19 protein-coding genes and 1 riboswitch are annotated in these 25,048 nt (G+C 45.4%); of the genes, 13 read left to right on the top strand and 6 right to left on the bottom strand.

Features of this window, described 5'->3' with window-relative positions:
- The first annotated feature begins 519 nt into the window (after positions 1-519).
- The 5 genes from FTX54_RS16325 (at position 520) to FTX54_RS16305 (ending at position 4,900) form a co-directional block, all read left to right on the top strand.
- A complete protein-coding gene (locus tag FTX54_RS16325; protein WP_147802598.1) occupies positions 520-2,136 on the top strand; it encodes a M20/M25/M40 family metallo-hydrolase in 1,617 nt (538 codons plus the stop codon).
- A 397-nt stretch (positions 2,137-2,533) separates the two neighbouring features.
- The gene (locus tag FTX54_RS16320) at positions 2,534-2,890 is read left to right on the top strand and encodes a rhodanese-like domain-containing protein (RefSeq protein ID WP_147802599.1); all 357 of its coding nucleotides are present in this window, start codon (positions 2,534-2,536) and stop codon (positions 2,888-2,890) included.
- Between the two features lie 18 nt (positions 2,891-2,908).
- A complete protein-coding gene (locus FTX54_RS16315; protein WP_147802600.1) occupies positions 2,909-3,301 on the top strand; it encodes a DsrE/DsrF/DrsH-like family protein in 393 nt (130 codons plus the stop codon).
- A 658-nt stretch (positions 3,302-3,959) separates the two neighbouring features.
- Positions 3,960-4,313, top strand: a complete 354-nt coding sequence (gene mscL, locus FTX54_RS16310) for a large conductance mechanosensitive channel protein MscL (protein ID WP_147802602.1) — start codon at positions 3,960-3,962, stop codon at positions 4,311-4,313.
- Positions 4,314-4,453: 140 nt separating this feature from the next.
- On the top strand, positions 4,454-4,900 hold the full coding sequence (locus FTX54_RS16305) for an SRPBCC family protein (RefSeq protein WP_147802603.1): 447 nt from the start codon (positions 4,454-4,456) through the stop codon (positions 4,898-4,900).
- Positions 4,901-5,335: 435 nt separating this feature from the next.
- Here the strand turns inward: FTX54_RS16305 and FTX54_RS16300 are convergent, their stop codons facing one another.
- The 3 genes from FTX54_RS16300 to FTX54_RS16290 all read right to left on the bottom strand — a co-directional run bounded on the left by FTX54_RS16300 (position 5,336) and on the right by FTX54_RS16290 (position 7,783).
- Positions 5,336-5,629, bottom strand: coding sequence for a hypothetical protein (locus FTX54_RS16300; protein ID WP_147802604.1), 294 nt, complete (start codon positions 5,627-5,629; stop codon positions 5,336-5,338).
- Between the two features lie 106 nt (positions 5,630-5,735).
- Positions 5,736-5,837, bottom strand: a riboswitch (SAM riboswitch).
- Between the two features lie 51 nt (positions 5,838-5,888).
- On the bottom strand, positions 5,889-6,245 hold the full coding sequence (locus FTX54_RS16295; protein ID WP_147802605.1) for a DUF779 domain-containing protein: 357 nt from the start codon (positions 6,243-6,245) through the stop codon (positions 5,889-5,891).
- A gap of 17 nt (positions 6,246-6,262) precedes the next feature.
- Positions 6,263-7,783, bottom strand: a complete 1,521-nt coding sequence (locus FTX54_RS16290) for an aldehyde dehydrogenase family protein (protein WP_147802606.1) — start codon at positions 7,781-7,783, stop codon at positions 6,263-6,265.
- A gap of 161 nt (positions 7,784-7,944) precedes the next feature.
- Between FTX54_RS16290 and FTX54_RS16285 the strand changes: the two genes are divergently transcribed.
- The 3 genes from FTX54_RS16285 (at position 7,945) to FTX54_RS16275 (ending at position 10,669) form a co-directional block, all read left to right on the top strand.
- On the top strand, positions 7,945-9,486 hold the full coding sequence (locus FTX54_RS16285) for an FAD-dependent oxidoreductase (RefSeq protein WP_147802607.1): 1,542 nt from the start codon (positions 7,945-7,947) through the stop codon (positions 9,484-9,486).
- Between the two features lie 283 nt (positions 9,487-9,769).
- A complete protein-coding gene (locus FTX54_RS16280; RefSeq protein WP_147802608.1) occupies positions 9,770-10,273 on the top strand; it encodes a ferritin in 504 nt (167 codons plus the stop codon).
- A gap of 102 nt (positions 10,274-10,375) precedes the next feature.
- Positions 10,376-10,669, top strand: coding sequence for an MTH1187 family thiamine-binding protein (locus tag FTX54_RS16275; RefSeq protein ID WP_147802609.1), 294 nt, complete (start codon positions 10,376-10,378; stop codon positions 10,667-10,669).
- A gap of 59 nt (positions 10,670-10,728) precedes the next feature.
- On the opposite strand, the gene FTX54_RS16270 is transcribed toward FTX54_RS16275, so the two are convergent.
- A complete protein-coding gene (locus FTX54_RS16270) occupies positions 10,729-10,914 on the bottom strand; it encodes a hypothetical protein (protein ID WP_147802610.1) in 186 nt (61 codons plus the stop codon).
- A gap of 875 nt (positions 10,915-11,789) precedes the next feature.
- On the opposite strand from FTX54_RS16270, the gene FTX54_RS16265 reads away from it, so the two are divergent.
- Together FTX54_RS16265 and FTX54_RS16260 are read left to right on the top strand one after the other, a co-directional pair.
- The gene (locus tag FTX54_RS16265; RefSeq protein WP_147802611.1) at positions 11,790-13,226 is read left to right on the top strand and encodes an alanine/glycine:cation symporter family protein; all 1,437 of its coding nucleotides are present in this window, start codon (positions 11,790-11,792) and stop codon (positions 13,224-13,226) included.
- Between the two features lie 194 nt (positions 13,227-13,420).
- A complete protein-coding gene (locus FTX54_RS16260; protein WP_147802612.1) occupies positions 13,421-13,876 on the top strand; it encodes a DinB family protein in 456 nt (151 codons plus the stop codon).
- Between the two features lie 164 nt (positions 13,877-14,040).
- Here FTX54_RS16260 and FTX54_RS16255 read toward each other — a convergent pair whose 3' ends face one another.
- Entirely contained in the window at positions 14,041-14,937 is an 897-nt protein-coding gene (locus FTX54_RS16255) for an AEC family transporter (protein ID WP_147802613.1), read from the bottom strand.
- A 433-nt stretch (positions 14,938-15,370) separates the two neighbouring features.
- Between FTX54_RS16255 and FTX54_RS16250 the strand changes: the two genes are divergently transcribed.
- Positions 15,371-16,165, top strand: coding sequence for an ABC transporter ATP-binding protein (locus tag FTX54_RS16250; RefSeq protein ID WP_147802614.1), 795 nt, complete (start codon positions 15,371-15,373; stop codon positions 16,163-16,165).
- 68 nt (positions 16,166-16,233) lie between these two features.
- On the opposite strand, the gene FTX54_RS16245 is transcribed toward FTX54_RS16250, so the two are convergent.
- Positions 16,234-17,664 carry an NAD-dependent succinate-semialdehyde dehydrogenase gene (locus FTX54_RS16245; RefSeq protein WP_147802615.1) on the bottom strand — a complete coding sequence of 477 codons (1,431 nt, stop codon included), beginning with the start codon at positions 17,662-17,664 and terminating at the stop codon, positions 16,234-16,236.
- Between the two features lie 817 nt (positions 17,665-18,481).
- On the opposite strand from FTX54_RS16245, the gene gltB reads away from it, so the two are divergent.
- Positions 18,482-23,074, top strand: coding sequence for a glutamate synthase large subunit (gltB, locus tag FTX54_RS16240; RefSeq protein ID WP_147802616.1), 4,593 nt, complete (start codon positions 18,482-18,484; stop codon positions 23,072-23,074).
- Positions 23,075-23,215: 141 nt separating this feature from the next.
- Entirely contained in the window at positions 23,216-24,703 is a 1,488-nt protein-coding gene (locus tag FTX54_RS16235) for a glutamate synthase subunit beta (protein ID WP_147802617.1), read from the top strand.
- Positions 24,704-25,048: the final 345 nt, after the last annotated feature.

The raw sequence follows: 25,048 nt of genomic DNA, 5'->3' as shown, positions 1-25,048 counted from the left end.
TTGACCCTCCCAGAAGATAGTGCTCCTGGCAGGAGTCATTTTTTTAATATATACGGGAGGAACAAATATATTATAGGTTATTATAGAGATAAGGCAGGAGCAGTTTGCAGGCAGACTCTTTTTCTTTAGATTCTAAATAACGTTCTTTATGGAAAACTCCGCCTCAGCTCTGCCGTTCGGGGTGATGTTCCGGGAGCTCTTTCAATCTTCTTCTAAGGGCAGTTTCCGCCTCGTTTTGATTCTCCAATAAAGAAAGCCTGCTGGTTGAATCAAGAAGATACCAAGGTAGAAACCAGAGCCAGGGGGCAGAGACGCCTGCGGAAAAGAAAGCGGGAAGCTCCTCCCGGACGCAAGGGAGGCCGCGGGCCCGGGAGGAGCTTTCCCATGGAAACGAAAGCGCAAGCTTATCGCTTATCTACTTTATTTTCAAGGCAGCCATTCAGTAAAACCGGCACCCGGGCAGAGAACTCGTCAGAGAACAGAGCAGAGAAAAAAATAGATAAACTGGAGGGCTGATATATGCTATGGAACACATCAGAAGCAATGGAGGAATTATTATGTGAAATGGTCGGGTGGGAAAGCCGGACTTTTTCCCAGGGAGAAAAGGACTTTCCGGTCAAGCTTCAGGAAAAGCTGAAGACACTGCCCTATTTTAAGCACCATAAAGATCATGTGGTAATGCATGATGCGGACAAAGGGAGAAGATCGCTTACCGCGCTTTATCGTCATCCGGATCGGGAAGTGACAAAAACCATTGTGCTGCTCAGCCATTTTGACACGGTGCAGACAGAGGAATACGGCCATCTTGAACCGCTGGCGTTTGATCCAAAAGCGCTGACGCTGAAGCTTCACGAAGAGCCGGAAACCCTTCCGGAAGCAGCGCGTGTTGATCTTGAGTCGGACGAGTATTTATTCGGAAGAGGAACAATGGACATGAAAATGGGGCTGGTTCTTCATTTACATACGATCGAGCAGGCAATAGAGGAAGAGTGGAAACTGAACCTGCTTATTGTTACTGTGCCCGATGAGGAAGTCGATTCTATCGGTATGAGAACTGTCGTACCGGAGCTGCTCAGATTGAAACAGCAGTACGATCTCGATTTTTCTCTTTTTCTCAACAGTGAACCGTCCTTCACCCAGCATCCGGGAGATAATACGCACTACATTTACTCCGGCTCCATGGGAAAAATCATGCCTGCTGCCTTATTTTTTGGTAAAGAAACGCATGTCGGTGAACCACTGAGCGGAATTACAGCAACTTATATGTCTTCCTTTGTGTCGCAGGAAATGGAATGGAATCCAGCGTTCAGGGAAAAGGATCTGGGAGAAACGACGCCGCTGCCTGTTTCGCTGCAGCTCCGGGATCTGAAACTGAAATATTCAACACAGACCCCCTACCGGGCTGCGTCACTTTATAATGTTTTTACAATGAAGAAAGATGCGGCGTCCATTATGGACACGTTTACAGAAGTGGTAGAAAAAGCGATGGAGCGGTGCAATAATGATTACCGTAAGCTTTGTGAACGGGAAGATGTCAGAGGCGTCGGCGATACAAAAGTCATCCGCTATGAAGACCTTTACAAGTATGTTCAGGAGAAGTTCAGCGATTCGATGATGGAAGAAGCGGTCAGAACCATTCTTGAAGTGGAGACCTGGGACGATCGGGAGCAGTCCATCCGGCTGGCCGGGGAGTGGATGCTTCTCTGTCCTGAGCTTGCGCCTGCGGTTATCGTCTTTTATGCTCCACCATATTACCCTCCAGTGAATTCTTCCCACGAAGAGGGCGTGAAAGAAGGCGTAGAAGGTATAGAGAAAGTGGCATCTGCCGCAGGGTTTCACGTGGAACATATTCATTACTTCAACGGTATATGTGATTTGAGCTACGTGAATTATCAAAAGCCGGAAGCAGAATTGGATGCGTACCGAAGCAATACCCCTCTTTGGGGAAAAGGATATTCTATTCCTTTTGAAGAAATGCGTCAGCTGCAGGCACCTGTGCTGAACGTAGGGCCTTTCGGAAAAGACCCTCATCAGCGGACAGAAAGGCTTCATAAAAAAAATGCCTTCGTGCACACTCCGGAAATGCTCCACGAGCTGCTGCGAATCTGGCAGCAGAATGGAAAGGTTGAAGTATAAAAGCACCATAATGCACAACGATACTCGTAAAAAACCTTTGTCTGTCTCAAGTTTATAAAGGTTTTTCACATTTCTTATGTTTTTCTTTACTTTTATACAACAATCTCTTAACTTATTTCTGTTACTGTTGGAGTTGTAAGAAGAGATGAAAAAGTAATCTCCCTCTTTTTCATGAAGATTTCCCCCTTAAAGAATCTTCATAAAAGCAAAAGCCGTCCGGCATAAACGGACGGCTTTTTGCATGTAAAACTATGCTTCCCGCCTGCTCTTCTGCTATTGATTCCGAATGGCTTGACAGAGAGATCAAGGAATAGTAATATACCCATATAGGTATTTAAATCCTCTTTTTTACGTTTTTATATACCCGTACATGTATTTTGATGAAAAGGAGAACAGGATGGAAATATTAATCAGTGTCATTATTGCAGCAGTTATTCTTATTTCTTGGAATAAGTTTTCTTCCAGAGGTATTAACAGTATCTCCACGGAAGAACTGAAAGGAAAACTTGAAGAGCGTCGTAGTCAATACGTCGATGTACGCACGCCCGCAGAGTTCAAAAACAATCACATACGTCCGTTTAAAAATCTTCCGCTTCATCAGCTCGGAAGCAAATCAGAGAAGTTATCTAAAGAAGAAGAGGTAATTTTGATCTGTCAGAGCGGTATGAGAAGCAGTCGTGGAGCAAAAATGCTCAAGAAAAAGGGATTTACTAAGGTTACTAATGTCAAAGGCGGAATGAACGCCTGGAAATAATTCGAGGAGGAATAAATAATGACAAAAACAGCGATTATTGCAAGTAATGGTAGTCTTTTTGATGCCTACAAAGTATTTAATATTGCTACAGCAGCAGCGGCTTCCGATCACGAAGTACAGATCTTCTTTACTTTTGAAGGATTGAATCTGATTCATAAAGAAGCCCATAAACAGCTTGCTGTGCCCGAAGGAAAAGAGCATTTCCAGGCAGGATTCAAAAAAGCAAATGTCCCGGAAATCCCGGAATTAATTGAAATGGCGCAGGAGATGGGTGTGAAGTTTATCGGTTGTCAGATGACGATGGACGTCATGGGACTTGCTAAGGAAGATTTTGTTGAGGGGATAGAAGTCGGCGGAGCGGTAACATATTTGTCTTTCGCAGAAGACGCAGACGTCTCCATCACTTTCTAACAGCAGTAGTGCCGTCAAAAATCGATTTAAAAAAATATCTCCATTACAAAAAGCTGTCTCCGATTTTTCGGGCAGCTTTTTGTGTTTTTCGAAAAGCTACCTTGAAAATAAAACAGATAAGCAATGAATGGTCGCTTTCGTTTCCATGGGGACGCTTTCCGGGCGGGCCGGCCTCAGCTAATTCCGTCCCCCCTTTGGTCGGGCGGAATGGATCTTCGGCTCGTCCTTGATCGCCCCGGAGTCGTCCCATGTCCACTCCAGCTTACGGTATAAAAGACCGATCATCATCTGCCTTCTAATTAAAGAACCCCCTTCTTGAACATTATTGATTCCACCTGTATAGAAGGGGATTTCCATTCCCATAGAAGGATATTTTCATGCCTCATGGTGCAAGGCTTTTGCATGAGTATCTCTGTTAAAACTTTAACAGAGCCTTTCAAAAAGCTTCGGGACACATGCGGCAGGCACAAAGATCCTCCGAAATGTATGAGAAGGTGTATACTTTTCCCACGCATTAAATCAACAGTTAACAGAATTTCAGAAAAAATGCAGCTTCTGAAAGGGTTCTGATCTTATCGTCTGTCTGCTGTGCAACTTTATTTTCGTGCAGTTCATGTAGTAAAATGACATGAATATGCGGAAATGGAGGAAAGCATTTATGATTAAGGAACTGAAGGCGTTTGCGGTAAAAGGAAATGTTGTCGACTTAGCCATTGCAGTCGTTTTTGCGGCAGCTTTTGGCCAGGTTATCTCTGCCTTTGTAAACCATATAATGACTCCGCTGCTCGGTATCATTATTGGCGGGGTCGATATTGAAAGTGCTGCCGTCATTATTGGAGAAGCGGAAGTACGTTACGGAATGTTTTTACAGTCGTTGATCGATTTCGGCATTATTACCTTGTCTCTTTTCATTTTTGTGAAAGCTTACCAGGCGCTTAAACGTAAAGAAACTTCAGAGCCGGATGAACAAACGGTTCTCCTTCGGGAAATTAGAAACTCCCTGAAAAAATAGCGGAATCCTAATTTATACCGTTTTCCTTCATATTGAACCGCGATTTCTCATAAAAAAACACAAACAGTCTGCTTGAATATCAAGCCTTCTTCAGCAGATAATAGAGGAACAAGAAAGATTGTGAGGGGGCCGTATTCATTATGGAGTGGAAGGAAAAAACGCTTGTCCCGACCCATATTGAAGTAGTGTGGAATATATTTCAGGATCAGTATATAACGAAATTAATGCCCAAGGTCGTTGAACACAAACTAATTGAGGGGAAAGCGGATACGATCGGGGCGAGGCATCGTCAAACATCCCGGGACGGAAAAAAAACAGAAACGCACATTGTGGAAACGACTCAGTATATAGACGAGCCCTCCCGAAAAGAAAAAGAACTGCATTTTCTTCTAGATAATGCTTTTGAAGTAAAACTGCGTTTTATCCTCGTTAAAATTAATGAAAATGAAACGGAACTGATTTATGAGGGCTATCAAAAACCAGTTAATTTAAAAGGAAAGCTTAAACAGAAGCTTTCGACGACCCGCGCCCGGAAGCACGGGATCCAGAAATTTGTTCAGCATATTATGAGGGAAGCAGGGGCATAAGGATCATTTAAAGGAGGAGAATCACTCTCTTTCAAAAGATTCTGCGCCCAGCTGAACGAGTAAACACGAAAACTTTTAACAAAGTAAAATAAGGCTGTCTCTGAGAAAATCGGAGACAGCCTTATTTTAATGTCTGGCAAGATTAAATCATGCTTCCTATTTGGCTGTGTTAATATCTGTGGCTCTTACGCATATAAAGTGAATCGTTCCTGCTCTGTATTTTTACTGTAAGCAGTAGAGGACATGGGGCATCTCCCGGGGAAATAAGGACAGCCTCATTACGCCCTGCGGAAGGGACCACGGAATTAGCTGAGGCCGGCCCCGCCCGGAAAGCGTCCTCATGGAAACGAAAGCGGCTGGTTAGAGAAGTGGAAACGAATTATTAAGTTCAACATATACAGCCTTCTATTTAAAGGAGGAATGATATGCTGGTTATCAGCGGAATTTGTGAGCAGGCAGACCCTGTTTTTCCAGTTCTCCCCAAAGAAAGTTTTCCAGCGCAAAAGGAGCTTTATCCTGAAGCTCTGCAGATTTTTCTTTCGTAAGATTGAGCTTGAAGCTTTCTCTGCCTCCCTGAACGGTAATAAAAAAGCTCCTGTTGAAAAATGACTGGCCTGCATCTACTTCATAAAAGTAGTCTTTCATCTTTCTGGACAGTGTTCCGGCGACGGTTTCAAAAAATACTTCCGGTGCGGCGGCTTTGCTGAAATACCCGAATGTCATGCTCATTACAATCGCTCCTCTTAAAGAAATTCAACATACATTTCCAATAGAAGAACAAAAAATCCCTGCTTTCATTAAAAGTAATGAAAACAGGGATAAACCCGTACCTGTTCATTCATCACTCAAAGCCTCTGCTTTGCTGGGAGGGGCACCTTGCCGAAGCAGGTTGCCGTGGAGTCGTCGAGCCAGATCTCTCATCCACTCTGGATAAATGTATGTTGTTGAAATTGAGTATACGGGAAGTAAGCAGACTTGTCCAGTCCGATTACAGCTGCAGTTCCTTTCGCTCTGCTTCAGAAAAAACGCGCGAACGGGTTAAAAAGCGTTTCCCTTCCGGACCTTCAAGCGAAAACATGCCGCCACGTCCATCGACTACATCGATAATCAGCTGCGTATGTTTCCAGTACTCGTACTGATCCTTCGACATATAAAAAGGAGTGTCTCCGATCTCACCCAAATAAAAATCCTGTTCTCCGATGCGAAGTTCTCCATCGGGGTAACACATAGGAGAACTGCCGTCACAGCAGCCTCCTGATTGATGAAACATGAGTGGTCCATGGCGTTTTTTCAACTTCTCAATCAGATCGAGCGCTGCTTCAGTAGCTGTAGCTCGTTCTGTCATCGTCTCTCATCCCTTTCTTAGAAAAATCCTTTCGGTTCTTCACTGTAGCTGACAAGCATATTTTTCGTCTGCTGATAGTGGCTAAGCATCATCAAGTGGTTCTCGCGGCCGATTCCGGACTTTTTGTACCCGCCGAACGCTGCGTGCGCAGGATAGTCATGGTAGCAGTTTGTCCATACCCGGCCGGACTGAATGGCGCGTCCGAAGCGGTAAGCGGTGTTAATATTTCTGGACCATACCCCAGCTCCGAGTCCGTAGAGCGTATCGTTGGCAATTTCCAGAGCTTCGTCTTTGGTTTTAAAGCTGGTAACCGCAAGAACCGGGCCGAAAATCTCCTCCTGGAAAACACGCATTTTGTTATGGCCTTCAAAGATGGTAGGCTGCACGTAAAAGCCGCCGCTGAGATGTCCTTCCAGCTTAGCAGGTCCGCCTCCGCAAAGAATTTTTGCCCCTTCCTGTTTACCGATGTCGAGATAGGAAAGAATTTTTTCGTACTGTTCCTGCGAAGCCTGGGCCCCCATCATCGTATCGGTATCAAGCGGGTCTCCTACGACTATTTTATTCACCCGGTCCACGGCTTTATCCATAAACTTGTCATAAATAGTTTCTTCGATAAGAGCACGGGATGGACACGTACATACTTCCCCCTGGTTAAAGGCAAACATGGCAAAGCCTTCGAGCGTTTTATCCAGGAAGGAATCGTCCTCCTGCATAACATCTTCAAAGAAGAGGTTTGGTGATTTACCGCCAAGTTCCAGCGTCACCGGTATAATATTTTCAGAGGCATACTGCATAATCAGACGGCCTGTCGTTGTTTCTCCCGTGAACGCAACTTTATTAGTACGCGGGTTCTGGGCGAGCGGTTTTCCCGCTTCGACTCCGAAGCCGCTGACGATATTTAATACACCCGGCGGAAGCAGGTCGGCAATCATTTCCAGCCAGACGAAAATAGAAGCAGGAGTCTGCTCGGCCGGTTTCAGTACAACACAGTTTCCAGCCGCCAGAGCCGGGGCAATTTTCCAGGCTGCCATAAGCAGTGGGAAATTCCAGGGAATAATCTGTCCGACTACGCCGATCGGCTCGTGGAAATGATAGGCCACCGTATCGTTGTCAATCTGGCTGAGACCCCCTTCCTGACTGCGGATTGCAGCAGCAAAATAACGATAATGATCAGCAGCGAGCGGAATATCTGCTCCGAGCGTTTCGCGGATCGCCTTACCGTTATCCCATGTTTCCGCTACCGCGAGCGCTTCCAGGTTTTCCTCTATGCGGTCGGCGATTTTATTTAAAATGTTGGCCCGTTCCGTGACGGACATCATGCCCCATTCGGCTTTTGCGCTGTGAGCTGCATCAAGAGCGAGCTCCACGTCTTCTTTGGACGAACGCGCAAGTTCGGTAAAAACTTCCCCGGTTACGGGAGTAACATTCTCAAAATATTCTCCATTCACAGGCGGTTTGTATTCCCCGCCTATGTAGTTATCGTATCTCTTTTTAAACTGAACGACACTGTCTTTGGAATTTGGTACGGCATACTTCATCCAATCATCACCCTCCTGATTAATATGTGGTGCTGTAAAAAATCTGTAAGCGTTTTCATGATACCACAAAATCTCGAATTTTCAAATTATTTCGTTTCATGAAATAGGGGTATGGGAATAAAACAAGTACGATAGTATTTTATATCAAGGGGGGATTTGAAATGTCGAAAGAGCTGCCGCCGGTCTCGAATTCTTTATGGATGAATAAGAAAATGCAGACCTTTCCTGAACTTGAAGAAGATCTGGAAACAGAAGTGTGTGTAATTGGTGGAGGTATAGCAGGTGTCGCTACGGCTTTTATTCTTGCTAAACGGGGGATTCCCGTCGTCTTAATTGAAGGCGGGAGAGTCGGGGGCGGCACAACAGGCTACACCACAGCTAAGATCACTTCTCAGCATGGTTTGAAGTATGCCGATTTAATAAAAACGTTCGGAGAAGAAAAAGCTCAGCTTTATTATGATGCAAATGAAGACGCGATCGCCTGGATCGAAAGAATGAGTAAAAAACTTGATATTGACTGTCAGTTTGAACGTCAGCCTTCCTATGTATACGCGACTACAGAAGAAGGTAAAAAAGAGCTGGAAAAAGAGGCAGAAGCATACCAAAAGCTTGGACTGGATGGAAGAATGACTGATAAACACGATCTTCCTTTCGATGTAAAAGCGTCTCTCGTCATGCACGATCAGGCTCAGTTTCATCCTTTGTGTTTTTTGTCCAAACTGCTGCGGTATCTGGAAGTAGAGAATATGCCGATATATGAAAACACTCGTGCCGTAGATATAAAGCGGGGAAAGAAACCGAGTGTTATAACGGAAAACGACAACGTTATAACGGCTGATCACGTTGTAATTGCTACACATTACCCGTTTAAAGATCTGCAGGCACTCTATGTTGCACGCCTGCACGTGGAGCGTTCCTATTCCATTGCGGTCCGTCTGAACGGAGAGCCGCCGCCGAGCATGTACCTCAACGCAGAATCACCAAAGCGCTCATTAAGAAGGGCGCTCGATCACGAAGGAAAGCCGCTTCTGCTGATCGGAGGAGAAGGCCATACGAGCGGCCAGCAGATTGATACACTGCAGAGCTACCAGAATCTGAGGGACTATGCGGTCGAACATTTTGACGTAGCGTCCATTCCTTACAGGTGGTCCTCCCAGGACGTTTTCACACTGGATGGAGTACCGTACGCAGGACCGATGACCCCTGGAAAAGATGACTTTTTCGTAGCGACCGGTTTTGCGAAATGGGGAATGACAAACGGGGTGGCTGCCGCACAGATTATTGCGGACCGGATCGTGGATAAAAGAAACCCTTACGCGAATCTCTATACCCCGTCCCGCTTCACTCCATCTACGGACATGAAAAACGTAGTAAAAGAAAATATGGATGTAGCCAGAACTTTTGTCAAAGGAAAACTGGACCGTCGTTCCCGAAAAAAACCGGAAGAACTGACTTCCGGGGAAGGGGCTGTCGTTCATGTAGACGGAAAAAGAGCGGGCGCCTACCGGGATGAAAAGGGGAAGCTTACCATAGTTGATACGACGTGCAGCCACCTCGGCTGTGAACTTTACTGGAACAATGGCGAACACTCCTGGGACTGTCCGTGCCACGGCTCCCGCTTCGATACAGAAGGAAGCGTTCTCGAAGGGCCGGCTGTTAAACCGTTGAAGCAGCTTTATTATGAGCCGGAAGATCATTCGTAGCAGAACAGCTTGACAGTGGTAGAGAGAAAGAGTAACATAGCAATTGAATTTGATAATCATTCTCAATTAAAACCGGAATTTCCCCCTCCTCGTTTCCGGATGCGTTGAGAATGGTTATCTTTTCTTTTATAAGGAAGGTTCTGTTATTGTTAAGACAGCTTTCCGCAGGCTTTTTGAAAGGGAAGAGGAAGCCATACAGCAGCAAGCGTATTTTCTTATCCTTGCGCCTTTGTTAAAGTTGAGAGTGGATGCAGGAAAGCAATTATAAAAAGGAGGTTTTTGAATGCTTTCAGAAAAGTTAACTAAAGCATTGAATGAACAAATGAACTATGAGTTTTATTCAGCCCACGTCTATTTGGCAACAGCGGCTTACTGTTCAAACGAAAGTCTCGACGGCTTTGCAAACTTTTTTCTCGTTCAGGCAGAGGAAGAGAACTTTCATGCTATGAAATTTTATCATTTTATAAATGATATGGGAGAGCGCGCAGAAATTACTGGAATGCCTAATCCTGCCAACACGTTTTCTTCCATATTGGAAACGTTTGAAACTTCGCTCGGGCACGAGAAAGAAGTAACAAGACGCATCTATAATCTGGCGGATCTTGCCATGGATGAACGGGAACATGCGACCCTTACGTTTTTAAACTGGTTTATAGAAGAGCAGGTGGAGGAAGAAGCGACATTTGATACTTTCATTCAGCGTCTGAAACGTATTGGAGACGACAATAATGCGTTTGAAATGATGGATAGTGAATTGGCAAAACGGACGTTTACTCCTCCGGAATAAAAAGGGAAAACGTCCTGGCTTCAGCTGGCCGCATGTTTAACAGCCCGAAAATCCGGAAATAGATAAAGCAGGAACAGATATCTATGAAGGAGGCTTAATACAATGCCATTACTTGAAATCAGTGTTGTCCCAGTAGGAACAAATTCAGAAAGTTTCAGCGGAGATATTGAGCGTGCTGTGGCGGTAATAGAGCAGAATGGACTGAATTATCAAGTGACGCCGACTTCCACGATTGTGGAAGGGGACATTGATAAACTGTTTGATGTCGCTCAAGTTATTCATATGAACGAAATTGAAAACAATGCCCAGCGGGTCGTCACGCACATGAAGATCGATGACCGTAAGGATAAAAATATTACCCTTGATCGCCAGGTTAACCGTATAAAAGAAGAATAGCCTGGACTCTGCTGTTAATCTAAACAGCAGCTTCGACATGTTCTGCACGGATTTGTTCATTAGAATGCCTTCATGACAACCCTTGTCATGAAGGCATTTTTTGTTTTTTCAGCCTCTCTCGTCTTTTCAGAAAGCTCTGTTAAAGCATTCTGTTGTTGATATATATAAGAAAACTTAGCTTCAACCCGGCAGGCCTGCCGGGGAGGAGATTTCCGGATGGGCTTACGCCCTGCAGGATCTTCCAATCTCCTTCTTCCACGGGCATGTTTCCGCTTCGTTTTGATTTCCCAATACAGCAGGCAATCCAATAACAGCACGGAGCTTGGTTCTTAAGAGAAAAAGGGGAACTTGTCTTTCCGGCTTACGATGACAGAAGATAAGTCTACTTAAAAAGTTGGTGGCCCAGGCTTAAACGATAGAATGTTTAAGGGTGAAATTAGTTTTTTTGTCAGATATATCTTGTTTTCACCAAACGTGCGTAAGAGCCCGGAGCTTTAACAGAGACACTCATGCAAAAGCCTTGCACCATGAAGGATGAAAAAGCCCTTTTACAGGAATGGAATTTCCTATCTCTAAAGGTGGTATGAATGATTTTCAAGAAGGAATTTTCTTTATTAGATGCAGATACTTCTCTATCTTTTTACCGTAAGCGGAAGAGGATATGGGGCGACTCCGGGGCGATTAAGGACGAGCAGAAGATCCATCCCTCCCGACCGCAGGAAGGAAGGGATTAGCTGAGGCCGGCCCGCCCGGAAAACGTCCCCAGGGAAATGAAATCGTCTGGTTACAGAAACGGAACCTAATTATTAAGTTCAACATATATAGATGTTCTATTTTCAAGCCCGGACAGAAAAGAGAGAGTTTTGTATTATAACAGAGGAATATTTTCTGACGGATGCTTTTACGAATGTAAATTTGTTCGTTATAAAGGAAGTGATAATGAGGAAGGGCAGGTCTGTATTAATACAGGTGGTTTTGAATGATTGATTTCTGGAGGCTGCGCTGTGAGCCGGAATGTTGGAAAAGGCTCATCGCAAAAAAGACAAATAACAATAAAACCGTTTATGTTATACTATTCTGGGGAAAAAACCAATAAAATTAAATAAAAGGGGGACCTAACATGGCAGACTGGTTTACAGTCGACAGTTGGTTTGGCAGTCTCATTGAAACGGGAAACGACCTTCTCTGGACGTACATACTGATTATTTTTCTGCTCGGTCTGGGGCTTTTTCTGACTATACGCACGAATTTTGTCCAATTCCGTCTGTTTCCAACGATGATAAGAGAGCTGTTTAAAGGTACGGATCGTACTTCCTTTAAAGAAGGAAAAGGAACGACGCCGTTCCAGGCTTTTGCTATCAGTACAGCCGCACGTGTTGGTACCGGTAACCTCGCCGGGGTAGCGATTGCTATTTCCGTCGGCGGACCGGGAGCGATCTTCTGGATGTGGATTGTGGCGCTGATCGGGGCTGCAACCGGTTTTGTTGAGAGCACGCTCGCACAGGTTTACAAAGTAAAAGATAAGGACGGATTTCGCGGAGGACCTGCCTATTATATGGAAAAGGGGCTCGGCTCCCGATGGATGGGGATGCTCTTCGCTATCCTGATTGTGCTTTGTTTCGGCCTTATCTTTAATGGCGTGCAGACCCATACGATTTCCGATGCTTTTGTTGGAGCTTTTAATGTTCCGGATATTGCTGTCGGGGTGTTTATTGCCGCTATCATGGCCTTCATTATTTTCGGCGGCATCCGGCGTATCGCCGTAGTTGCTGAAATTATTGTACCTATTTTCGCGATTACATATGTAGTAGGTGCAATTATTATCATGATCATTAATTTTGATCAGGTTCCCGGAATTTTTGCCCTTATTTTCAGCAGTGCTTTTGGGCTGGAAGAGGCAGTAGGCGGCGGGATTGGAGCTGCCATTATGAACGGTGTACAGCGTGGTCTCTTTTCCAACGAGGCTGGTATGGGTAGTGCTCCAAACGCGGCAGCAACGGTATACGTAAACCATCCTGTGAAGCAGGGACTTGTTCAGTCTCTTGGTGTACTCGTAGATACGATTGTTATCTGCAGTGCGACAGCGTTTATTATTCTGTTAACAGATGTTTACACGGTCGGGGATATGGAAGGTATTCAGCTGACGCAGGCCGCCCTTACTGAACATGTAGGGGAAGGTGCAGCAATATTCGTAACGATAGCTGTCTTCTTTTTCGCTTTCAGTTCTCTTCTCGGTAATTATTATTACGGACAGGTTAACATTGAATTCATGTCGGAAAAACCGATATATCTGCTTCTTTTCCGTATCGCCTTCCTATTGATGATTCTCGTAGGAGCTACAGCAAATCTGGAGATTATCTGGGCGATGGCCGATCTGTTTATGGGCTCCATGGCACTTGTGAACCTGGTTGCGGTGCTTCTGCTCGGTCATGTAGCAATTAAAGCGCTTCGTCACTTCCAGAATCAAAAACGACGAGGACTCGATCCGACGTTCTATCGTGACAGCGTAAAAGGAATTAAAAATATTGAAAGCTGGGGCTCCAAGCACGATAAATAAAAGCTTTCATAAAAATATCTCAATAAGCTGCAGAGATCTGAGGAAAGTTTCAGATACGCCGACAGGCCGGCTCAGGAGGCTGTATCCGGAAATATATTTCGGATCCAGCCTTTTTGAGAAGTTATTTTCATGGGTTATCTTTCCGGTGAAAACGGGAATACGTTTTTACAGACTATCCAAAAAGGAGAGATACTATGTATAAAAACGCCGCTTATTTAAAAAAATACTTTTTAGCTCACCGGGAAGTCACAAAAGAACTTGTCGAAAAGATTGATAGAGAGCATTATGGTTACCAGCCAACTTCTACATCAATGACGGCAGAGCAGCTCGTGGTACATATGCTGACAGCCTTTCATCAGTTTGTATCTACAGCTGCCGGGAAAAATCCCGAAAATCTGCATGAAGATACAGAGAATGTGTCTTTAAATGAACTCGCTGAGCGTTACACTCAGGCAGACGTTCGTCTGATTGAATCGCTTGATGAAAGCGCTCTTGATGAAACCATTGATCTGACAGAAATGATTGGAAAGAAAGTGCCTGCCTGGAAAGTGATTGAAATGGCAGTTGATCACGAAATCAATCATAAAGGAAACCTGTTCGTCTACGTACGGGAAATGGGATACAATCAGCTGCCGATGTTTGTAAAATAGAAACAGCGATTATTAAATCAAATGTCTAAAGCTCTGCTGGTATAGTTAGTTATAAGAAAGAAGGTTGAGGTATTCACAAAACAACCTTTGACTAATTCTGCACACAAAAATGCGGCATGACGAAAATTTCCGTCATGCCGCTTTCTTTTCCGGTTAGTGATCAATCAGCCAAGCCAGGCAAGGAGCACGGTTATCGTTATAACGCTTAATAAGGTCGAAACGAGCGTTACACTCGAGATATAACGCGGCTGGTTATCAAACTGGACAGCCATCATCACAATCGTCGCAGCAGAAGGCATAGCTGCAGATACGATCAAAACTTTGGCAAGGAGCGGATCCATTGGCATAATCAGAGTTAATCCATAAGCAAGCAGCGGAGACACAAACAACCGGACCGCTACACCGTAGGAAACAGACGGCCAGTCAAAATGACCGAGTTTCATATTAGCCAGCTGCATGCCAAGAATAATCATCACGATCGGAATGGCCGACGCAGCAACAATATCGACAGATCCTGTGAGACTTTCCGGCATGGTAAGCGGAGTAGCCTGAAAAAGTACTGCAAGCAGCAGGGCATAAGTGACGGGCATCGTTAAAATGCTTTTAATCGCGTACCTTGCTCCTGCGTAGCCTTTAGCGGCGTAATAGATTCCGAACACGTTCATAATAATCGCCTGGATTACCATAAATGAAACCGCATAGGCAAACCCTTCCTGCCCATAGGCAAAGAGAATGATCGGAGCCCCGTAGTTACCGGCATTCATGAAAGCGGTGGAGAGAATCCACCCTGTTTCTTTCTTTTCCGATTTTCCACCTATTTTTGCCGCTGCTTTATTAAAAAGAATTAACAAAGCGAGAAGGGCGAAAGAAAAGATAATCATAAATAAATACTGGCTGTCGATTTCAGCATCGTAAAACGTCTGGAAAACGAGAGCAGGCGTTGCAACGTAAAGAGCGACTACGGAAACCGGCTTTATATCAACCTGTTTCCATTTTTGTATCGCAAACCCAGCACCGAAAATAAGCAGCACTGGAAGAACAACTTGAAAAAATATATGCATATTAAAGGACCTCTTCCTGCTGAACTATGTTTTTATTCTATCGTTCTTTGAAGGAAAAATCACTGCACATTTTCTATTTTTAATACTTGAATCAATTTCATAATATACTTTTCAAGTTATTTTAACGAACAATTTATCAATTTATAATGGGAAATTTCGTATATGAAATCAGGTGATTGAAACGGCAGATGGCGGCTCCGGCGGGATAAAGCGAAGTCTGAAAATCCATTCTTCCAGTGCTGTACACTGGAAGAATTAGTTGAAGACAAGCCCCGCGGAAAGCGTCCGTCTGAAGTGGAAATCATTCACCATGTTCGGGAAGTCCTTTCATATAACGACTTATGAAATTGGTTCACTTATTTGGACTATTCCTTCATTAAAAGAGGAATTTTCAGGAAGGATGGGATCAATAAACCGAAGGAGGAATTGATGTATGAAAGAAGTTGTTTCTTTGAATAATGTTACCGTCCAGCGGGATGGAAAAAAACTGATAAAGGATATTAACTGGAAAGTACATCAAGGAGAACACTGGGGAATTCTTGGATTAAATGGCTCTGGAAAGACGACTCTTCTAAAAGTAATTGCAGGTTCGATGTGGCCGAAAGCAGGCAGCGGCCCGGTTGACATCCTCGGCAGACGCTATGGGAAAACCTATATGCCGGAATTGAAAAAATCGATCGGCTGGGTCAGCCAGGCCGTTGACCAGCAGTATCAGGGGCACATTCAAACCACAGCTTTAGATATCGTGCTGAGTGGAAAGCATGCTTCGATCGGCATCTATGAACCAATTACGGAAGCGGACGAAACCCGGGCGCGGACCCTGCTGCATCAGTTTCGGATAGGTCACCTGGAAAATGAACCGCTGGCCCATTTTTCTCAGGGGGAAAGAAAAAAGACGCTTCTTGCAAGAGCGTGGATGGCTGATCCAAAGCTGCTTATTTTAGACGAACCCTGCGCGGGCCTGGATCTTTATTCGAGAGAAGAGCTGCTTGATACGCTGGAGGAAATGATGGGAAGCAGCGGACCGACTCTTTTATATGTAACGCACCACATGGAAGAGCTTATTCCCTCTTTAACCCACACCCTTTTACTAAAGGACGGTGAAGTCCACGCAGGCGGGGAAAAAGCAGAAATAATTAATGAAGCAAATCTTGAAGAAACTTTTCAGGTGCCGCTCCGGGTGACGTGGGAAGGGGGCAGGCCATGGGCGCGGGTCCGGCGTCACTAATTAAAAAGGCTGCCCTTCGATAATTCACCGCAAGGGGCAGCCTTCAGAATGGAAGCTGGTAATCATTATCAGCCGCCGATATTTTTAGCTACATATTTTGTTTCCAGGAAGTCTTCTATGCCTTCTACTCCGCCTTCACGGCCGTATCCGGACTCTTTCATTCCTCCGAATGGAGCCTGGGCCGCGGAAGGGACGCCGTCATTCCAGCCTATTACTCCGAAATCCAGGGCTTCTGTAACACGGGTGCCCGTGCGGACGTTATCGGTAAACACATAGGCTGCTAATCCATAAGGGGTATCGTTTGCGAGGCGGATCGCTTCTTCTTCTGTTTCAAAAGATTGTATTGGAGCCACAGGTCCGAACGTTTCTTCCTTCATGACGATCATTTCATTGTGGGCATCCTTAATTACAGTCGGTTCGTAGAAGTAGGATTGGTTCTGATCCGAACCATTTCCTCCAGCTGTTACGGTCCCGCCTTTTTTGACGGCGTCATCAACGTGGCGCTTCACTTTATCGAAACCTTCCTGATCGATCACCGCTCCGATATCAGATGCTTCCTGCATTCCATTTCCAGCCTGCATTTTTTTAACTTCGCGGGAGAATCTTTCTGTAAATTCTGCGTATACTCCACTTTGTACATAAAGCCGGTTGGCTGCAATACAGGACTGGCCTCCGTTACGGAATTTGGCGCGGAGTGTTTCGCGGACCGCTGTATCCAGGTCAGCATCATTAAAGACCAGCAGCGGACCGTGTCCTCCGAGTTCAAGAGAAAGTTTTTTCACCTGATGGGCGCTCTGCTCAATTAATTTTTTACCGACTTCAGTCGAACCAGTAAAGGAAACTTTTCTAACGCGGCTGTCCTCCATAAATACTTTTGTTATTTCTGAAGCACTTCCGGTAAGCAGGTTCACTACTCCTTTAGGTATACCTGCCTGTTCGCACAGTTCAATAATTTTAATAGCTGTATAAGGAGTCGCCGAGGCTGGTTTAATGATAATCGTACAGCCTGCAGCAAGCGCAGGTGCAAGCTTACGGGTAATCATTGCAGCAGGGAAATTCCACGGCGTAATCGCTGCAACCACTCCTACAGGTTTCTTAATTACGTCAATTCGATGATTTTCGTGCTTGCCGGGGAGGTTCCGGCCATAAACTCTTTTTGCTTCATCAGCAAACCAGTCAAGAAAGGACGCGGCATAAGTAACTTCCTGCCTGGAATCGGTCAGCGTTTTCCCATTTTCCTTTGTCATTATTTCGGCAATCTCTTCTGTATTTTCCTGCATGAGTCGAAAAACTTCCCGCAGGTAGCCTGCCCGCTCCTGGCCTGTCTTTGCTTTCCAGGCTTCAAGTGCCTCTGAGGCTGCGTTAACAGCTTTTTCCGATTCAAGCCGCCCGCCTTTTGGTACCGTTCCCAGCTTTTCTCCAGTGCCTGGATTAAAAACTTCGATCGTTTCCAGAGCTTTTCCCGTCCATTGACCATTAATATATAGTTCTTTATTCATCGCATTATCCCTCCTTCTTATAAAGTTTCCTGAAATATTAAAAAATAAACATCCCACCGCGGACTGAGCGGCATCATTCACTTCGGTTATATCTCTTAACGTTTGCCAGTGGAATCAATTTCATCATAAAAGGCAATTTAATAAAAGACGAATAAGTTACATGACCCCCCGTTTCAGGCGGACGCTTTTCCGAAGGCTTGTCTTCAGTTCTCCCTCCACGGCAAGCCTGCCGAGTTGATGCGGAGTTTTCTACATGTATCAACAACAAATGCTTTAACACAGCTTTTAAGAAAGTCGATGTGTATACATATTTTATGTAAGCGTATTCATTGAACGTAAAAGAGAAATGTATACAAAGTGATTAAACATCCTTTTATTAATTTCAATTACATATAATGTAAAAAGGAGACTTAGATTGTTATATTATCGATATTTATTTTTGTCATTTAAATATGAAGGAACTCGACAAAAAACAGTGGAATGCACCAGAAAATTATGCAGTCATTAGTAGAAAATCTACGAAGCTTCGAATCACGAAAAGCCTTGTTTTATAAGGCTTTGCAAACGATTGTAGTCTGAAAATAAAGAAAAAGTGCCAATTAATGCCTTTGTATTTTCATAAAAAGATGGTATTATTCAATGACATGATAGAAAAATTCATTTATTGTCGAGTTTTTCGCTTATGACCACTTTGCAGCATTCCATAAAGAGGAAAAAATGCGAGAGGGGATAAAAATGTGAATGAATGATTGAATATTACTTTCAATGTATATTCTTTCATTTGTTCATATTTGAAAATTTAAGGAGGGACGTTATCATGATGAAACACGGATATCCTACTGCTCAAGGTCTTTATGATCCGAGAGAGGAACATGAAGCCTGTGGGATAGGGATGATTGCGAATATCAACGGAAGTAAAACCCATGATATCGTTCAAAATGCCATCACTATTCTTTGTAACCTGGAGCACCGCGGCGGCCAGTCAGCGGATGTCAGCTCAGGGGACGGAGCAGGAATTCTAACACAGATTCCACACCGCTTTTTTCAAAAGCAGTTCCATAAGGAAGACATTACAGTTCCGGAAGAAGGCAAGTACGGGATTGGAATGGTCTTTTTTCCACAGGAGCAGTATGAACGCCGCGGAAGCAGGAAAATTTTCGAACGCATCATTGAGGAAGAAGGCCAGAAACTTATCGGCTGGAGGACAGTTCCTGTCAATGACTCTTTCGTTGGTAATGAAGCGAAAAAAACAGAACCATTTATACGTCAGGTAATAATCGGCCAGTCGGATGACATAAAAGATCAGGACGAGTTTGAGCGCCGTCTCTATATAATACGTAAAAAGACAGAAATAGAAGTTGCAAAGAAAATGAAGACGCAGGATTTCTATATCTGCAGCTTGTCTACACGCACAATTATCTATAAAGGGATGTTGATTCCGGAACAGCTCGATTCCTTTTTTATCGATCTGAACCACCCGGATTTCAAAACAGCCGTTGCTTTTGTTCATTCACGCTTCAGTACGAATACGTTCCCAAGCTGGAAGCGGGCGCACCCGAACCGCTATACGATCCACAACGGAGAATTCAATACTCTCCGCGGAAACGTAAATTGGATGAAAGCACGGGAAAAAATGTGTCAGTCAGAGTATTTTGTTAATGATGATTTAGAAAAAGTACTTCCGGTTATCGATAAAAATGGAAGTGACTCTTCGATGTTTGACAACTGTTTTGAATTCCTTCACCTCTCCGGACGTTCCCTCGCTCACACAGCGATGATGATGATTCCAGAACCATGGGCAAACGACAATTCCATCAAACCGGAAAAGCGTGATTTCTACGAATACCACAGTACACTTATGGAACCGTGGGATGGACCGGCAGCGGTAGGTTTTACCGACGGACGTCACGTAGGCGCGATTCTTGATAGAAACGGCCTGCGCCCAGCCCGCTATTATGTTACAAAAAGCGGCATGATTGTTTTAGGTTCGGAAGTAGGGGCACTGGATATCTTTGCTGATGATATTGAGTACAAGGAACGTCTGCATCCGGGAAGAATGCTGCTTGTCGACCTTGAAGAAGGTAGAATTATTCCGGACGAAGAAATCAAAATGGATATAGCGAAACAGAAGCCTTACCGGGAATGGATCGACGAAAACATGGTTGATCTTGATGAAATTCCGAAAGTAAAAGAAGAGAAGCTTCATAACGATCAGGAAAACCTGATAGAAAAACAGCTTACTTTCGGCTATACAAATGAAGAAATGAATAAAATACTAAAACCGCTCGTTGCCGATAAAAAGGATCCGGTCGGTTCGATGGGATATGACTCGCCGCTGGCTGTCCTATCCAAAAAACCGCAGCTGCTTTATAACTACTTTAAACAGCTGTTCGCTCAGGTAACAAACCCGGCCATTGACGCTATCCGGGAAGAAATCGTCACCCAGATAAGCACGACAATTGGTGGAGAAGGAAGCCTGGTTAACCCTTCTGCTAAAAGCTGCCGTCATATTCGTCTGAATAAACCGGTTCTCAGCAACGAGCAGCTGGAAACCCTCCGCCTTCAGGAATTGGAAGGGTTCAAAGCCGTAACTCTGCCTATTTTATTTGATGTGGCTTCAGGTAAAGAAGGACTGGAGCCTGCGCTCGAGCAGTTATTCGCCCAGGCTGATGAAGCCATTGAAAATGGCACCACCCTGCTGATTCTTTCTGACCGGGGCGTGAATAAAGATAAAGCAGCCATGCCTGCCCTTCTCGCTGTCTCTGCTCTGCACCATCATTTAATTCGTGCAGGCAACCGGACGCGCGTCAGCCTGATTCTGGAAACGGGCGAAGCCCGCGAAGTACACCATTTCGCTACGCTTCTTGGCTACGGAGCAGAAGCAATTAATCCTTACCTTGCCTATGCCTCTCTGGAAGAAATGAGAAATCGGGGAGAAATTGATCCGGCCTACACTATGCATGACATTGTTTATCAGTATGTGGATTCAGTGACGGACGGTGTAGTGAAAGTGATGTCGAAAATGGGGATTTCCACAATCCAGAGTTACCGTGGGGCCCAGATCTTCGAAGCTGTCGGCATTTCCAAGGAAGTAATCGACCGCCACTTTACGAGAACTTCTTCCAAACTGGATGGAATAGGATTGGAAACGATCGCTGAAGAAGTACTTCTGCGTCATATCCCTGCTTACGAAGAAGAACGCGGAAAGCAGAAAAAACTCGAAGTCGGTGATGAGTTCCAATACCGCCAAAACGGAGAAGATCACCAGTACAATCCTAAAACGATTCACATGCTTCAGCATTCCACCCGCTCAAACGATTACGAAGCGTTCAAAGAATATTCCCGTTTAATTACGGATGAGAAAAACAATCTCCAGTCGCTTCGAGGATTGATGACGTTTAAAAAGCGTGATGCCGTTCCACTTGAAGAAGTGGAATCTGTGGAAGCAATCTGTAAAAGATTTAAAACCGGAGCTATGTCTCTTGGAGCAATCAGTGAAGAGGCTCATGAAGCGCTTGCGATTGCAATGAACCGCGTCGGCGGAAGCAGCAACAGCGGTGAAGGCGGCGAATATCCGGAACGCTTTACTCCGGATGAAAACGGCGATTCCCGGCGCAGCTCGATTAAACAGGTAGCTTCCGGACGTTTTGGAGTTAAAAGTCATTTCCTTGTGAACTCTGATGAAATACAGATTAAAGTAGCCCAGGGAGCGAAGCCTGGCGAAGGCGGACACCTTCCCGGTAAAAAAGTCTACCCTTGGATCGCAGAAGTGCGTGGGTCTACACCAGGAGTAGAGCTGATTTCACCTCCACCGCATCACGATATTTATTCGATTGAGGATCTTGCAGAGCTGATTCATAACCTGAAAAATGCGAACCCCCGTGCACGTATTTCCGTTAAGCTCGTATCAGCAGGCGGAGTCGGAACGATTGCAGCTGGTGTTGCGAAAGGCCGTGCCGACCTTGTATTGATCAGTGGATATGACGGGGGAACCGGAGCTGCACCGCGGACAAGCTTAAAACACGCCGGTCTGCCATGGGAAATCGGCCTGGCTGAAACTCACCAGACGCTCCTTCTCAACGGACTGCGTGATCGTATTGTTGTAGAAACGGATGGGAAGATGATGACGGGACGCGATGTCGCTGTCGCTACGCTTCTTGGAGCCGAAGAATATGGATTCTCTACTGCGCCTCTCGTCGTGCTCGGATGTATTATGATGCGTGTCTGCCATCTCGACACCTGCCCTGTTGGTGTAGCGACACAGAATCCGGAGCTCCGCAAAAAGTTTATCGGGACTGCCGAACACGTAGAGAACTTCATGCGCTTTGTAGCACAGGAAACGCGTGAAATCATGGCTGAGCTGGGCTTCCGCACTATCAACGAAATGGTTGGACGCACAGACATCCTTGAACTGAAAGAAAGTGTCGACCACTGGAAAGGGAAGCATCTTGATCTAAGCCAGCTTCTCTACCAGCCGGACGTTAAGTCAGGGCAGACGGTTTACGCGAGCCGAAAGCAGGATCACGGTCTGGAGAAATCACTTGACCATCAGGAACTGCTTCCGTTCTGCGAGGACGCATTGGAAAATGGAACGCCGATCAAAGGAACGTCCTCCATTCGAAATATTCACCGGGTAGTCGGTACGATACTCGGAAGCGAAGTAACGCGCCGCTACGGTCTTGAAGGACTGCCGGAAAATACGATCCGACTTACGTTTAAAGGATCAGCCGGACAGAGCTTTGGTGCTTTCGTGCCGCACGGTATGACGCTGAAACTTGTCGGGGATGCCAACGACTTTATCGGAAAAGGCTTATCCGGCGGTAAAATCATCGCCCGGCCTTCACGTAAGTCGACGTTTAAGTGGGAAGAGAATATTATTGTTGGAAACGTAGCTTTTTACGGCGCTTCCGGCGGGGAAGCCTATATAAGCGGTCTTGCAGGAGAACGCTTCTGTGTCCGTAACAGCGGAGTTCATGCCGTCGTTGAAGGTGTTGGTGACCACGGCTGTGAATATATGACAGGAGGAAAAGTCGTTATTCTCGGAGAAACAGGCCGCAACTTTGCTGCTGGTATGTCCGGCGGAACAGCTTATATTCTCGATGAAAACAAAGATTTCGACAGCAGATGCAATAAAGAGCTGGTTCATCTGAAAAAACTTGATAATAAACAGGAAATAGAAGAAGTGCGGACCATGATTGAAAAACATGTAGATAATACACTCAGCCGTAAGGGACAGCGTATTTTGAATAACTGGGATAAATATGTGAGTCAATTTGTGAAAGTTATTCCGCAGGATTATTTGATCATGCAGGAGCGTATCGAGTATCACCTCGGAAAAGGCCTGAGCCAGTTCGATGCGGAAATGGCCGCTTTTGAAGACAGCAAGAAACCAAAAGTAGCAGCAAAATAAACAGCCGTTCAGCAGAGACAGGGTGAAGGAATAGAATTCCTCCCCCCTCTGCCTGCTGTGAAAACCGTTAGAACAGGCGGAGAAAATAATACGGCCGGCGGATTGACCGAGCCTGGAAAGTTTATAAAGGAGGGTGCAACGATGGGAAAGCCTACAGGATTTATGGAATACACTCGTCAGACGATACCTGAGCGTGACCCTTCTGAACGTGCGAAGGATTGGGACCAGTATGCGCTCCCAATGTCGGATGAAGAAGCCCAAAAACAGGGTGCCCGCTGCATGGACTGCGGAGTACCGACTTGTCATACCGGAATGGAGCTCAGTGGAGTGACGACCGGTTGTCCGGTCTATCATCTGATTCCGGAATGGAATGACATGGTTTACCGGGGCCAGTGGAAAGATGCTCTGGAGAAAGAACACGAAATGAATAACTTCCCTGAATTTACCGGATTTGCCTGTCCGGCACCGTGTGAAGGGGCGTGTGTACTCGGCATCAACGAGCCTCCGGTAGCGATTCGTTCGGTTGAAAAATCAATTATCGAAAAAGGATTTGCTGAAGGGTGGGTGCAGCCGAAGCCGCCGAAACAGCGTACAGGAAAACGTGTTGCCGTTGTCGGTTCCGGACCGGCAGGCCTTGCGGCAGCAGATCAGCTGAATAAAGCCGGTCATAACGTTACTGTATTCGAACGTCATGATCGTATCGGAGGTCTGTTAACGTATGGTATCCCGGAAATGAAGCTTCCGTATTCCATCGTGCAGCGCCGGATTGATATTTTGGAAAGAGAAGGAATCGAATTCCAGGTGAATACAGAGGTTGGAAAAGATATTTCTTCCGATCAGATGCAGGCGGACTTCGATGCTTCTATTCTCTGCACAGGAGCGACGATCCACCGCGACGTTCCGGCAGAAAATACCGATCTAAAAGGAATACACTACGCGATGGACTTTCTGCATGCCAATACGAAAAGCCTGCTGGACTCCAATCTGGAAGATGGCAGCTATATTTCGGCAAAGGACAAAAATGTACTCGTAATCGGCGGTGGTGACACCGGAACGGACTGTATCGCTACGTCGGTGCGTCATAACTGTAAAAGCCTCGTTCAATTCGATATTTATGATAAAAAAGGGACAGAGCGCGACATGCTGGCGAATCCATGGCCGCAGTACCCGGTGATCCACCGCGTTGAATACGGGCAGAAAGAAGCAGCGTCCGTATTCGGTGACGATCCAAGAGCGTACGCCGTTATGACGAAGAAATTTGTCGGTGACGAGGAGGGACACGTGAAAGAAGTACACACGGTGAATGTCTCCCTTCGTTTCGATGAAGACGGAAACAAAATTCGTGACGAGATTCCAGGTTCAGAGAAAGTCTGGCCGATCGACCTGGTACTTGTTGCGATCGGCTTTAAAGGACCGGACCAAGGTCTTATCGAGCAGCTTAACGTGGAAACGAAAACTAATTCCACGGTGCGTGCCGAGCATGAAGATTACAGAACAAATGTGGAAGGCGTGTTTGCAGCAGGAGATATGCGCCGCGGACAAAGCCTGATCGTATGGGCTATTAATGAAGGACGCGGAGCAGCAAGGGAGTGCGACAGATTTTTGATGGGGTACACCCAGCTTCCATAGGTGCACGTGTCGGTTAAAAAAACTTATTTTGCCTGAAGGCGCTGTGACGATATTCCGTCATAGCGCCTTTTTCCATCGTTCCCTTTCGTGTTACAGTGTTTATTTAATATTTACCGCTCTTCTTCCAAAAGTTTGTTATTCGTTAAAACGGGAATGTGACCAATAAAATATTTTTAAGGGGCTCTGGTATTGCTTAGTTTTGTTATTAAAGAGCGCCTGCGGCTCTTCCACCTCCCGCGGAGAAGGCTGCAGACCTCCTACACGGCAAGCCTGCCGGGCTGCATCGGAGTTTCTTATACTAATCAATAACGAATGTTTAGCAGAGCTTTTAAAAGGAGGGAAATA

The sequence above is a fragment of the Alkalicoccus halolimnae genome, assembly GCF_008014775.2.
Lineage (GTDB): Bacteria > Bacillota > Bacilli > Bacillales > Salisediminibacteriaceae > Alkalicoccus > Alkalicoccus halolimnae.
This window is presented reverse-complemented; position numbering and strand designations above follow the sequence as displayed.